The 13,154-nt window shown below is 34.1% G+C and carries 15 protein-coding genes, 1 tRNA gene and 1 pseudogene; 9 read left to right on the forward strand and 8 right to left on the reverse strand.

From position 1 onward, the window contains the following. Positions 1 to 67: 67 nt before the first annotated feature. From OZP15_RS12320 to OZP15_RS12330, 3 genes are all read left to right on the forward strand, one after another. Positions 68 to 2,659, forward strand: coding sequence for a circularly permuted type 2 ATP-grasp protein (locus tag OZP15_RS12320; RefSeq protein ID WP_281336259.1), 2,592 nt, complete (start codon positions 68 to 70; stop codon positions 2,657 to 2,659). Then, positions 2,649 to 3,518 carry a transglutaminase family protein gene (locus OZP15_RS12325; protein WP_281336260.1) on the forward strand — a complete coding sequence of 290 codons (870 nt, stop codon included), beginning with the start codon at positions 2,649 to 2,651 and terminating at the stop codon, positions 3,516 to 3,518. The genes OZP15_RS12320 and OZP15_RS12325 overlap by 11 nt, the downstream gene beginning before the upstream one ends. A 125-nt stretch (positions 3,519 to 3,643) precedes the next feature. Beyond that, positions 3,644 to 4,558 (forward strand): protein-glutamine glutaminase family protein, encoded by a 915-nt coding sequence (locus OZP15_RS12330; protein WP_281336261.1) that lies wholly within the window; start codon positions 3,644 to 3,646, stop codon positions 4,556 to 4,558. 44 nt (positions 4,559 to 4,602) lie between these two features. On the opposite strand, the gene OZP15_RS12335 is transcribed toward OZP15_RS12330, so the two are convergent. The 6 genes from OZP15_RS12335 to OZP15_RS12360 all read right to left on the reverse strand — a co-directional run bounded on the left by OZP15_RS12335 (position 4,603) and on the right by OZP15_RS12360 (position 8,699). Then, positions 4,603 to 6,060: an AAA family ATPase gene (locus OZP15_RS12335; RefSeq protein ID WP_281336262.1), complete on the reverse strand. Its 1,458-nt coding sequence runs from the start codon at positions 6,058 to 6,060 to the stop codon at positions 4,603 to 4,605. A 132-nt stretch (positions 6,061 to 6,192) separates the two neighbouring features. Further along, positions 6,193 to 7,311, reverse strand: coding sequence for a vWA domain-containing protein (locus OZP15_RS12340; RefSeq protein WP_269225763.1), 1,119 nt, complete (start codon positions 7,309 to 7,311; stop codon positions 6,193 to 6,195). Between the two features lie 86 nt (positions 7,312 to 7,397). After that, entirely contained in the window at positions 7,398 to 7,706 is a 309-nt protein-coding gene (locus tag OZP15_RS12345) for a YchJ family protein (protein ID WP_269225764.1), read from the reverse strand. Positions 7,707 to 7,773: 67 nt separating this feature from the next. Then, positions 7,774 to 8,001, reverse strand: a complete 228-nt coding sequence (locus OZP15_RS12350; protein WP_269225765.1) for a hypothetical protein — start codon at positions 7,999 to 8,001, stop codon at positions 7,774 to 7,776. Positions 8,002 to 8,004: 3 nt separating this feature from the next. Continuing rightward, positions 8,005 to 8,157, reverse strand: a complete 153-nt coding sequence (locus OZP15_RS12355) for a hypothetical protein (protein ID WP_269225766.1) — start codon at positions 8,155 to 8,157, stop codon at positions 8,005 to 8,007. Then, positions 8,157 to 8,699 carry a hypothetical protein gene (locus OZP15_RS12360; RefSeq protein WP_269227936.1) on the reverse strand — a complete coding sequence of 181 codons (543 nt, stop codon included), beginning with the start codon at positions 8,697 to 8,699 and terminating at the stop codon, positions 8,157 to 8,159. The genes OZP15_RS12355 and OZP15_RS12360 overlap by 1 nt, the downstream gene beginning before the upstream one ends. A gap of 91 nt (positions 8,700 to 8,790) precedes the next feature. Between OZP15_RS12360 and OZP15_RS12365 the strand changes: the two genes are divergently transcribed. The 6 genes and pseudogenes from OZP15_RS12365 to OZP15_RS12390 all read left to right on the forward strand — a co-directional run bounded on the left by OZP15_RS12365 (position 8,791) and on the right by OZP15_RS12390 (position 11,624). Beyond that, positions 8,791 to 9,036 (forward strand): hypothetical protein, encoded by a 246-nt coding sequence (locus OZP15_RS12365; protein ID WP_269225767.1) that lies wholly within the window; start codon positions 8,791 to 8,793, stop codon positions 9,034 to 9,036. 134 nt (positions 9,037 to 9,170) lie between these two features. Further along, positions 9,171 to 9,611 carry a KTSC domain-containing protein gene (locus OZP15_RS12370; protein ID WP_269225768.1) on the forward strand — a complete coding sequence of 147 codons (441 nt, stop codon included), beginning with the start codon at positions 9,171 to 9,173 and terminating at the stop codon, positions 9,609 to 9,611. Positions 9,612 to 9,748: 137 nt separating this feature from the next. Further along, entirely contained in the window at positions 9,749 to 9,988 is a 240-nt protein-coding gene (locus OZP15_RS12375) for a hypothetical protein (RefSeq protein ID WP_269225769.1), read from the forward strand. Between the two features lie 202 nt (positions 9,989 to 10,190). Further along, positions 10,191 to 10,967, forward strand: coding sequence for a DUF4369 domain-containing protein (locus tag OZP15_RS12380; RefSeq protein WP_281336263.1), 777 nt, complete (start codon positions 10,191 to 10,193; stop codon positions 10,965 to 10,967). An 18-nt stretch (positions 10,968 to 10,985) separates the two neighbouring features. Then, positions 10,986 to 11,372 (forward strand): annotated as a pseudogene (locus OZP15_RS12385) (TlpA family protein disulfide reductase); the annotation flags it as partial. Positions 11,373 to 11,543: 171 nt separating this feature from the next. Continuing rightward, positions 11,544 to 11,624 (forward strand) — tRNA-Tyr (locus tag OZP15_RS12390). 57 nt (positions 11,625 to 11,681) lie between these two features. Here OZP15_RS12390 and OZP15_RS12395 read toward each other — a convergent pair. Both OZP15_RS12395 and OZP15_RS12400 read right to left on the reverse strand, forming a co-directional pair. Continuing rightward, on the reverse strand, positions 11,682 to 12,371 hold the full coding sequence (locus OZP15_RS12395) for an SIMPL domain-containing protein (protein WP_281336264.1): 690 nt from the start codon (positions 12,369 to 12,371) through the stop codon (positions 11,682 to 11,684). A 55-nt stretch (positions 12,372 to 12,426) separates the two neighbouring features. Then, entirely contained in the window at positions 12,427 to 13,065 is a 639-nt protein-coding gene (locus tag OZP15_RS12400) for a rhomboid family intramembrane serine protease (protein ID WP_269225771.1), read from the reverse strand. Positions 13,066 to 13,154 lie beyond the last annotated feature (89 nt).

Consider the following 13,154-nt stretch of genomic DNA (forward strand, 5'->3'; position numbering starts at 1 on the left):
ATTGCTGTTCCTTTTAAAAGCTATTATTTTGCAGAATAATAAAACGTAATTCATTCAAGATTAAAAAATGATTCAAGATATATCCTTGGGACTACTCCAAACCTATAAAGAAAAAATCAATTCTTATGACGAAGTACTTGACCAAAATGGTGAAGTAAAACCTTATTGGCAGGGGCTTTTTGATACGTTAGAATCTATCGGAATTAATGAATTAGAATTACGCAATCAGGAGATTATAAAAAAATTAAAAGAAAACGGAGTTACTTATAATGTTTATGATTCCAATAAAGAATCAAATCGTGCTTGGAAACTGGATCCTATTCCGTTTTTAATTCACGAATCAGAATGGAAAGCCATCGAAAAAGGATTGTTACAAAGAGCCCGCTTGCTCGATTTAATTCTCAAGGATTTTTATGGCGAACAATTACTAATTAAAAATGGTATTATCCCTCCTGAACTGGTTTTTGATAATTCAGGTTTTCTATTGCCTTGTTTTGACATTAGACAAAAACACAACAATCAATTATTGAATTATGCGGTTGATTTAGCTCGCGGTCCTGATGGCAAAATGTGGTTGTTAGACAATAGAACCCAAGCACCTTCGGGTGCAGGATATACATTGGAAAACAGAATTGTAATGAGTAAGGTAATTCCTGAACTCAATAAAAAAACCTATCGAAAAAGACTTTCACCTTATTTTACTCAACTTCAAAAAACAGTTGATACTCTTGGAAATAATAACAACGAAAATCCAAATGTAGTTTTTCTTACTCCAGGACCTGGAAACGAAACCTACTTTGAACACGTTTATCTTTCTTCTTACTTGGGTTATACTTTAGTACAAGGAAATGATTTGGTGGTTCGAGATGGATTTTTATGGTTAAAATCAATCGATCGATTGGAACGTGTTGATGTCATTATCAAACGATTGGATGATGAATGGTGCGATCCACTTGAATTACGAAGAGATTCTTTACTAGGAATTCCTGGCCTACTGCAAGTAATCCGTCTAGGAAATGTTACAGTTGTAAATCCACCAGGCACTAGTGTTCTAGAAAATTATGGTTTAATGGCTTTTATGCAAAATGCTTGTAAATTTCTACTTAACGAACCCTTGTTATTAAACTCTGTAGCTACTTGGTGGTGTGGACAAACCAAAGAATTGAACTTTGTTTTAACCAATTTACCTAAATTAATCATCAAGAAAACCAATAGAAAACAAGGGTTTAGATCCATTTACGGGCGTTTGTTAAACCAAGATGAATTAGAAAATTTAAAAAATCTGATTCTAAACAATCCAAAAGATTATGTTGCTCAAGAAGAAGTGAGTTTATCAACCACGCCAGCTTTTATTAACGGAACGATAGAGCCACGATATGCTGCCATTCGTGCCTTTTTAGTAGCAACAGCCGATGGATATAAAGTAATGCAAGGTGGTTTGACTCGTAGCTCTGCGGTTAAAGACAAGTTTGAAATTTCGAATCAATTGGGAGGAATTTCAAAAGACACTTGGATAATAACCGATGCGCCATCTGAATATGTGGAACGATCGGTTGAACGAAAAAACAGCAACAATCAACTCAATAATTCGCTAACAAGTCGCAATGCCGAAAACTTATTTTGGCTAGGACGTTTGTGCGAAAGAACAATGGCATTGCGCAGTTTCCTTAAAATAATTTTGAGCAGCCTTAACGAAAACGTAACCAAACACCACAATAAACAACCTGAATTTTTAGTCGTTTTACTAAAATCATTAACTCATCTCACACAAACCTATCCGGGATTTGTGGGAAAAGAAGCCAAAGATGGAGAAGAATTTGATAACGAAGCCATTTTTGAAAATCCACTTGCTGAATTATTACTTTTGATCAATGATCCAACAAAAGTAGGTTCAGTGGTTTATAACATTCAATCCTTACTTCGAACTATTAATCAGGTAAGTGAAAAATGGAATCACGATACACGCCGAATTATCAATTTATTGGAAGACAGCCTTTTTGTTCTCAAAAAAACAGATACCGCCAATATTAATTATGTAAACCACGCTCTGGATAAATTGCACATTCGTCTTTTTTCTTTTTATGGAAATATCAACGAAACTTTACCTCGAGATAATGGGTTTTATTTATTGGAAACAGGAAAAAACATCGAGCGAATTTTATCTTTAATTTCGGTTTTCCGTTCTACTTTCAATTTCAAAAAAATTGAGGAAGAAGAAGCATTATTAATGGAAGCTATTTTAGAAAACCACCATTTATTAGCACAATATAGAAATATTTACAAATCGCATTTGAGTTTGAAAGCCGTAATCAATATGGTCTTTTTAGAAACAAATTTACCTTATACGCTTGCTTATTTATTAGACACTTTAGTAGATTATTTATCAAAATTACCCAAAACCAATGAGCCAAATAGATTGAGTATTGCCGAAAAATCAGCTCTTGAAGCCAGCACTATTGTTAAATTAATCGATGCTGAAACTTTAGTACAAATTGATGAAGACACCCAATTTCGTCCTCAATTAGACGAAACCCTTTCTAAAGTTTTTGAACTGATTTGTAATGTATCTACCAATTTGGCCAGTTTGTATTTTAATCATTCTGTAATGCAACATTCCGTTTTAGACACCCTTGAAAATAGAGATACAGATGAAATATAAGTTAAAACATAAGACTCTTTATACCTACGTAAATGAGGTGCACAATTACCAAAGTATTTTGTGTTTGCAACCACAAAATTCTGCCAAACAAATATGCACCAATTTCAAATTAGAGATTGAACCTAAACCTTCTAAAATATACTCTCGCACGGATTTTTTTGGAAACATTCAGCATTATTTTTCGCTTCATGAATCGCATAAATCATTAAAAGTAATTGTTTCTAGTGAAGTTGAAGTCTTGAACAATGTAGTTCTACCTTTAAATCCAATTACTTGCGAAGAAGCCCGAGAAAAATTCAAAACCGATCTTGCGCTTAAAATTGAGGTTTTGCAATACCTATTACCAAGTCAATTCATTACTTGGGATGAAGATATTGAAGCTTTTGCAAAAACTTGCCTGCTCCCTGAAGCCTCTCTTTTTGAAGCCATTTTGGATTTAATTAAAAAAATATATACCGAATTTCAATTCAAGTCAGGTTCTACTAATGTCAATACGCCACTAAAAACAGTGCTTAAGGAACGAAAAGGTGTTTGTCAGGATTTCTCGCATTTGGCGATTGCCAGTTTGCGTAGCGTTGGAATTCCAGCCAAATACGTTAGCGGTTATATTGAAACTTTACCTCCCAAAGGAAAACCAAAACTAGAAGGTTCTGATGCTTCACACGCTTGGATTTCAGTTTATATTCCAGAAATGGGCTGGTGCGAATTTGATCCGACTAACAATATGATTCCGCAACAGCGCCATATTGTAACAGCTTACGGAAGAGATTTTGCGGATGTTTCGCCACTTAAAGGAATTATTTTTAGTTCTGGTGAACACAAAGTAAAAGTGGAGGTGGATGTTATACCGCTGGTTTAATTTCGATTTTAAAACAGAAATAAACATTCAGTATCCTTTAAATTTTACAACAATTTATCATTTTGTTATAATTTGACCATCAATAGTTTACATAACTTTGTTATCAACAATAGCAAAACATCACATTGGAAACAGCTAATAACAACACCATCAAAAAGCATCCACTATTAACGCCTCGAAAAGCTTCTGTACTCGATTTAGATACAGCAAATGCTTTATTTTCCGAAATTCTACAAACTGGGCTTCCTTTTGGGTATCAGCAAGCTAATTGTCATAACATTTCGCATTATACTCGGGCATTCTTAAAATCAAAAGGGGTTGAATGTGCCAAAATTTGGGCATTTGCACCCATGGTTTATTCTAGTACAAACAGTAAGTTAATTACGCTTACCGACAAAAAAAACATTTCTCCTACTGGAAAAATAGATTGGGGGTATCATGTGGCTCCAGTGCTACAAGTACGAATTGGAAATAAAGTGCGTAAAATGGTTATTGATCCGGGATTATTCCCTAAAGGTATTGTGCGCTATAGAACTTGGCTTGCCAAATTAAGAACCAGAAAACTCATTTATTTAATTATGGATTCTGAATGGTATTTGTATAACTCTTCCATGGTTCCGAATTCGGAATTGCAATACGAGTCGGATGATTTTCAACCCAACATAAAACTACCTGAATGGTTTGCGGATAAACACATTACCGATTTTTTTAGATACGATCAGGATGCTCTAAACCAACATTGGATCGAACAAGGATTAGCAGTAAATGAAACCGCCATCGCTTTCTATGATGCAGAAATCAAGCCTATACTTAATTCCGCTCAATGCGAGGATTTAGTTTATGATTACAAAATGTTAGTGGGGAATGTATTCAATTTCGAAACCGTGATTAGAGACGGAAATTGGAACTATGAAATGACCACTGATTTTCAAATCAAGCATCAAGAAATTATTGCGAAATACCGCCAAATTTACTGGGCTAATCTTGACAAGTGGAAAGAATCTATGGCATTTTTAAACGATGCAACAAATAAAATTTAAAAAAAAAGAGTTTAACATTTATAAAGTTAAACTCTTTCTTTTTTTTATAATTTGCTGATATAACTGCCGTATAAATCCTTGAACTGATATCCTTCGGAAAGGCGGTCTTTGCTCAATTTTTTATATTCTACCAATCCCCAAAGAATAAACTCTTTCATAAAATAGCTGTCTTCTTTTTCTAATTGAGGCTGGTATTTTTTGACCAAAACTTCCAATGGAGCGATGCTGTCTAAAATAGTTTTGTATTCTTCATCCGAACAATCGTCTAATAATTCGAAACCGCTTTCTGCAAAAAACCATTCTAAAGTATCGGTATAAGGTGTTTTTTCGCCTTGCTTTTCCAATTTTTCAATTTTAGGAAAATAACCGGGGAAGAAAGTACGAATCGCATCACCAATTAAGTGTTGCGCTACAATAGCTGCTCCCTCCTGCTCACCTTCGTAAACCAATTCTACTTTTCCTGTAATCGCTGGAATGATTCCCATAAAGTCAGACAATCGTAAAGTCGTTTTATCCACTCCCGATTTCAAGGCACGACGTTCGGCTGTACTTAATAAATTTTCAAAAGCCGTTATGCTCAATCGAGCACTTACACCACTTTTGTTATCGATAAATTCACTTTCTCTGGCTTCAAAACTGATTTGTTCCAATAAATCTCTGGCTAATGAAGGAACGTAAACCAAATCACTTTGAGCAACATCCAATTTAGCTTCCTGCTCTGTAATGGTTCTGGCAATTTTGATCGTTTCCGGATAATGCGTCAGGATTTGGGAACCAATTCTGTCTTTTAAAGGTGTTACAATACTGCCACGATTGGTATAATCTTCTGGATTGGCGGTAAAGATAAATTGCATATCCAAAGGCATTCTTAATTTGAATCCACGAATCTGAATGTCGCCTTCCTGCAAAATATTAAATAATGCCACCTGAATTCTGGCCTGTAAATCGGGTAATTCGTTGATGACGAAAATAGAACGATTCGCTCTTGGTATCATCCCAAAATGAATCACACGATCGTCAGCATACGATAATTTCAAATTGGCCGCTTTTATCGGATCAACATCACCAATTAAATCGGCAACCGTAACATCTGGAGTAGCGAGTTTTTCGAAGAAACGTTCGCTTCGGTGTAACCAGGATATTGGAGTTGCATCTCCTTTTTCGGCAATTAGATCTTTAGCAAAACGTGAAATCGGGTTCAAAGGATCATCATTAATTTCTGAACCGGTCACAAACGGAATGTATTCGTCTAATAGTTCAATCATTTTGCGAGCTAATCTTGTTTTTGCCTGACCGCGAAGTCCCAATAAATTAATATTATGACGCGATAAAATGGCGCGTTCCAATTCTGGAATAACAGTGTTTTCAAAACCGTGAACACCTTCAAAAGTTGGTTGTCCCGATTTTATTTTCTCTCGTAAGTTATGACGTAATTCGTCTTTGATACTTTTAGTTTCGTATCCTGATTTTTTTAATTCGCCTAGTGTGTTTATGTTGTTCATTTGTTCTTTATTGAAATTGAAATTCGTTTAGTAATGCGGTTTGCGTTAGGGATAGAAGCGACATCATTTTGTGAAGCGATAGCGGAACAAAAGATATAGTGGATAGCCCGACCCTTGTGGTAACGCCCAAAATTATTTTATTCTTTTTTTACGATTGGTTTCATAATCTTCGAAAATCATTTCGCCCAAACCTTTTAATCCTGTGTAAAAAGCTTTTCCCTGATTGGCTTCGGTAAAATGATTCACGAATTGCTGTAAATACGGATCATTGGCAATCATAAAAGTGGTTATGGGAATGTGTAATTTTCGGGCTTGCTGTGCCTGATTGTAGCATTTATCGACAATATATTCGTCGAGTCCGTTGCTGTTCATATAATACGTACCGTCTTTTTCCCGAACACAGCTTGGTTTTCCGTCGGTAATCATAAAAATCTGCTTGTTGGTATTTCGTTTTCTGCGGAGTAAATCCATTGCCAATTGCAATCCCGCAACGGTATTCGTGTGATACGGACCAACTTTCAAATACGGTAAATCACGAATGGCAATCGTCCAGGCATCGTTTCCGAAAACCAAAATATCTAGTGTATCTTTGGGATAGCGTGTTGTGATTAATTCAGCCAAAGCCATCGCCACTTTTTTGGCAGGCGTAATTCGGTCTTCGCCGTACAAAATCATACTGTGGCTGATGTCGATCATCAAAACGGTACTCATTTGGGATTTATACTGGGTTTCTTCGACCACCAAATCGTTTTCGGTTAGCATAAAATCGGCTACTCCGTTGTTGATTTGAGCGTTACGTAAACTTTCGGTCAAGGAAATGCGTTCCAATCCGTCGCCGAAATGAAATTCCCGAAATTCTCCCGTATGTTCGTCGCCATTTCCGGCGTGTTTGGTTTTGTGATTTCCGCTTCCGCTACGTTTTAAATTTCCGAAGATATTATCCAGCGCTTGTTGACGAATAGCTCTTTCGGTTTTGGCAGTAATTCCGGTTCCTGTAGTTCCATCGTCTTTAAGTTCGTCGCGGATGTATCCTTTTTTCTTTAAATCTTCGATAAAATCATCAATGGTATAAGCGGAATCCGTGAGTTTGTATTCTTTATCCAATTCCCGTAGCCAATCGATAGCTTCGTCAAAATCGCCCGAAGTATGCGTGATTAACTCCTTAAAAATTGTAAAGAGTTTATCAAACGGAGACTGAAATGGCGCTTCGTACGTCTTGAAATAAAATCCTTTTTTAATGGTATCTTTCATATTTTTTAAAATTACATTATTTTAAAAAGAACAGAAGCCAAACATTTATTAATTTTTAGTTAAAAGGAAATGATTGCAGGTTTTGGTCATTCGAACTTTCCATCTACATAAAACCAACTGCCATTTTCCTGTTTGAAAGTAGAAAACTCATAATGCACTTGGTTTACTTTATTTTTATCCAGAAAATAAGCTTTGAACTCGACTGTGTTTTCTGTTGAAGAAATGATTTCCAGTTTTTGCCATTCATTGGCTGTAGCCCAATTCAAAATTTCTTCTTTCGAATAGTATTTCCTTTCTGAACTATGTGTTGTAGCCAATAAATAATCTGCCTGATGTGTAGCATAAGCAGAATATCTTGATTTCATCAATGCAAAAGCCGTTGGAGCTTTTTCCATTCCATCAATATACTTTTGGCAACAATCCTTTAAAGGAATTGCCGACCCGCAAAAACATAGACCCAAATTACTCACTTTCTTCTGGATTGATCTTTTGAAACAACTGATTTAGCAATACCTGGTATTTACTGATTTCAATTAAATCCTCATCTTCGTCCGTATGATCTAAAAATTCATCCAGTTTATCACTTACTTCCAATAGTTTATTGTTTGCCGATTTATTGTTTTTAGCAGCCATTAAATCGATGATTTCCTGAACACCAATTCTTAATTCCTCAAATTGACTCTTTTCCATAATTTATTTGTTTTCTGAAGATTTATCTTCGTTGAATTTTTTCACAATTAGTTTTAACTTTTCTTTACGTAAAGCTTTGGCAGCTTTCGCTTTATCCTGTTCTTTGTGCAGCTTATCGTTGTGAATCTTGATATTTCTTTCGTTATTCCTTCCCATTATAGTTCTCTTTTTATTTCTTCCAATGTCTTATTAGTGAAAATTAATTGTTCGATTATTTCCTTTCGCAATTCATCCAAATCATCATACTCAAAATACTTTGCCCAAGAAGTTAACGCAAATAAATTCCTGATTTGTTTGATCTTTTTAGTTGTCTCAAAACTCGTTCGCAGTATGGCTTTATGATCGTAATTCGGATTATTTTTGTGTTGATAGTTGACCGTATTTTTAGTGTAATTTGCTTCCAGATAATACAATTCCTCTTCAGTATTATCAGGATAAAATTCATTCCAAGCTGCAAAACCTAATTTTGTTTTGGATGCTGTTTCAGGTTCCATGGGTTCTAATCGCCATTTGCTGTTGGCTAATCTTCCCCAATGATTCGACAAGCGATACATTCCTTCTTCGGTGTAAAAATACTTACTTCCCGATTTACTGTCATACTGCACAGGCATTCCTTCTATTTTTTCAGAAAGTACTTCTTGAAAAACACAAAACGTTTTTTTGAAAGAATTAGGACTGGGACGAAATGATGTTTTCATCGTACAAAGATAATCAGAATGTGCAGAACTACGCAAGGCAAACAATATTTGACTAACTTTGCACTTTAGCATCCATTAAAACAAATTGATTATGACCAAGCCTTCAGAAGAAAAAATGCTCCAAAAAGGAGTTTACACCGGAATAATAGAGCAAGACGACAACAATAATTTTTTTTGTGGTGAATATTTATTGGATTATAAAATGGCTCAAAAATTTACTTTAGGCGATATGGTAACTATAAAGTCTATTATAGAAAATCCAAGCGACATCAGCTACAATCAATATCCAAAAAAGTCAAAAAACTTTGACAAAGCCAATAATAAGCCACAACAATAGTTGTTTTTTAAGATTTTTTTTAAAGTCGGAAATTGAAAACTTAAAAAAAAGTGTACCTTTGCAAAAAATTGTCGTTTTTGAAACCAAATTGTATTGATTTCATACTAAAAGACAAATAGTTACCTTAATAATTTATGAAAAAAATAGTTGAATACCGCAAGTTACTTAATGTTGACAAAACTGTAGAATTAAAAGAATTAAAAACCATTTATCGCAATGCGATGAAAGAATCGCATCCTGATAAATTTCAAGGAGACGAAGCTGGTTTGAAAGCTGCTGAAGAGAACAGTACAAAAATTATTGAAGCTTACCACTTTTTGGTAAGTATCAATCCAGAAACTATTAAACAAATGTTGCCAGAATATACAGAAACAATCTCTACATCAACAATTACAGATTATAAATTTGTTGAAGGAAGATTAATCATCAATTTTTCTAATGGAAGTGTTTACGAATACATCAGTGTTCCTAAAGCGACTTACGTGAAAATGGTAAACGCTGATTCGCCAGGAAGATTTGCAAAAAGACATATTTTAAATAATTTTACTTGGAGAAAAACAACAAACCAAGACTAATTATTCAATCCAATTCACATATCAAAACACTCCTTTTAGGGGTGTTTTTTTGTCTTGTATCGAAAAAATTAAATTTACTAATAAAATAGTATAAATTTTAAGTAAGTTAGCAACTCAAACCGTTTAAAACCAAATCAATGGAAGACCCTTGCAAACTATACAGATCACAATACAAGAAAGCCAAAGAAACACTCGACAATTTATTAATAGCAAAGGCAGAATTAAATCGTAAACTAGAATCTGATTATTCAAACGCATATCTGCAAAAAGATTTGAGAACCCTAAATATGGACATAAGAATAACCGAAAATGAAATAGAACACGCAGAATTTCGCATAAGAGAGTGTGAAACAAAACAAGATTCGTTTGCAAACTAAACATGCTAAATGAATAGACTTCATAAATTTTATTTTCATCCCAAAAAAACTGCATAAAATCACAAAACTTGGCTCACTTTCAGTCATCTACTCCTATGATGTCTAAATAAATAAACTATAACAAAAATTTAAGTCCCAAAACTATTGATATTTTATAAATTTAGATACTTTTGCAGACTTAACTTAATTAACAAACTTAATAATGAAAAAAATAATTTTATTACTTTCGGCTACTGTATTTTTAGTTTCCTGTAGCAAAGACAAATATGTAATTTCAGGTACTGTAACAGGTGTTGAAGATGGTAAAACCATTATTCTAGAAGCGCAAGATGAAGCTGGTATGGGATTAGTTCCAATTGATACCGTTAAAGTAAAAGATGGTAAATTTGAAATCGAAGGAAAAGCTTTAGAGCCTGCTTTCCACATGCTACAAGTTGAAGGGTTACAAGGAAAAGTACCATTTATATTAGAAAATGGAGACATTACTATAAAAATAAACAAAGACAGTCTTAACAAATCTAAAATATCAGGAACTTATAACAATGATGAGTTTTCTGCTTTTAACGATGAGCTTGGAAAAATTCAGAAAAGTTTAATTGATTTTCAAACGAAAAATACGCAGTTGATGAACACTGCTCAACAAACAAAAGATACAGCTACAATCAATAGATTGATGATGGAATTTGGTAAATTACAACAATCTGTTGGCGAAGAATCAAAGAAAAAATACATCACTTATGCTGAAACTCACCCAAAATCATTCATTACCGCTTTGATTATTCAAGGTATGACTGGTGACCCTGCTGTTGATGTTAAAAAAGTAGAAAAATTATACGCTGGTCTTGACGAGTCTTTAAAAACAACCAAACCAGGAAAAGATATTTCTTTGAAAATCAAACAAATCAAATCAGGTCCTACAGCTGGTCCTGCTCCTACAGGCCCTGCTCCGGCACCTGCAGCACAAGCACCTGCTAACTGAAGATCAGATTTCTCTGCTCCTAATCCTCAAGGCAAAATAGTTTCCTTGAAAGAAAGTTTAGGAAAAGTAACAATTGTTGATTTTTGGGCTTCATGGTGTGGTCCTTGTAGAGCAGAAAACCCTAATGTAGTAGCCATTTACAAAGAATTTCATGCCAAAGGATTAAATATCGTTGGAGTTTCTTTAGACAAAGATGCTGCTAAATGGAAAGAAGCCATTGCAAAAGACAACTTGACTTGGACTCATGTTTCAAATCTAAAATTCTGGGACGAACCAATAGCTGCACAATATAAAGTGCAATCTATTCCCGCTACTTTTATTCTTGATGCTTCGGGGAAAGTAGTTGCAAAGGACTTAAGAGGTGAAGAACTCAAAGCTAAAGTTCAAGAACTATTAGCAAAATAAGCTAAAAAATCCAAACTTATAAAAAATCTCCCTAGTGGAGATTTTTTTATTTTATTCAATACCAACATATTGCAAATAATATAAAAATTAAGCTCTTATTTAATTTGGAAACATCAAAACAGTTGCTATATTTGCAACCGCAATAACAAAACAATGTTAGTGTAGGGTATCGGGGAGATACTCAAGCGGCCAACGAGGGCAGACTGTAAATCTGCTGTGTGAACTTCGCAGGTTCGAATCCTGCTCTCCCCACAAAACAAAAAAGTCCTGAAATTTTCAGGACTTTTTTCGTTTACATAATTCTTGTTTTTATTCTAAAATAAAATTCACATTTACATTCACTATAATTTCTATTTCGCCAATAGCCAATGTTTCTCTTGTTGCTGATTCATCCATAGCCATTGATGCTTTCATAGCGTACATTCGAGGTTGCGGATTGTATGATTGTGAATTATCCGAAATCAATATTGCCTTTCCTACTTTTTGCCCTAAAACTGAAACAAAATCTTCAGCCTTTGCCTTTGCATCTTTTATGGCTAATTTTCGAGCATCGGATTGCAATTGCAACATTTTAGATGATTTGAATTCTACATTGTCAATTCTATTAATTCCTTCACTTACCAAGCCTTCCATTAAAGAATCATATTTAGACAAATCTTTCAATAAAATCTGAACAGATTGTGTCGCTACATAACTGTATTTCTTTTTTTCGTAATCGTAATTAGGATTTAAAGAAATGCGTTGGGTTTGAAAATCTTCAGAAGCAATGTTTGATTTTTTGATAAATTTCAAAATTGCATCCATTTTTTTGTCGTTCTCTCGCTTTACCTCATCCGCCTTTGTTCCTTTTGTTTCAATAGAAATGGATATTGAGGCTTGGTCTGGCGCTACTTTTACCTTTCCTTCTCCTGAAACATTAATAGTTGGCACTTGTTTTTGTTCTTGTGCATAAGATAGCGTCATGAATAAAAATCCGAATAGTAATAATGCTTTTTTCATTTTTAAAATAATTTAATTTGTTTGTTAAAAATTAGTAGTCAAATCTTATGCCAGTTTATAGTTTACCCAATTTAGACATCACAAAAAGAATTATAATTGGAATTGCCAAAAGCACAACCATAGCGGTATTATTTACGAACATATCGGGTTCTTTAAGTAAAGTAATCAAATATCCACCAATAGCACCTCCAAAATGAGCCGTATGACCAATGTTATCATTCTTGGCTTTCATTCCATAAATAGAATACAACAAATAACCTATTCCAAAAAGATAAGCTGGAATTGGAATGACATAAAATAAACCCAACATCATATCAGGTTCTAATAAAATCGCCGAATAAATAATTCCTGTTACCGCTCCAGATGCTCCAATAGCTCTATAATTATAATCATTTTTATGTAGCAACAAGGTCAATAAACTTCCAAAAACAAGACTTACTATGTAAATCAACAAAAAAGAAACTTCACCAAAATAAGCAACCACTACAGGAGCAAACATATATAGGGTAAACATATTGAAAAACAAATGTCCCACATCGGCGTGCAAAAATCCGGAACTAATCATCCTAATTTGATCTCCTGCACGAATACTTCCGATATGAAATTCGAATTTTATGAAAAAAGCCACATCATTAAATCCTTTGAAACTAAATAAAATGGTTACAGCAATAATTACAATTAAAATAGTACTCATATTGGGCTAGTTTTATTAAAGCGTAAATGTAATGCTTATAAAATTAAGTTTAAGAACTGTACATTTTCATTCAAAAGATTTTTTTGAAT

The sequence above is a fragment of the Flavobacterium eburneipallidum genome (assembly GCF_027111355.2).
Taxonomy (GTDB): Bacteria; Bacteroidota; Bacteroidia; order Flavobacteriales; family Flavobacteriaceae; genus Flavobacterium; species Flavobacterium eburneipallidum.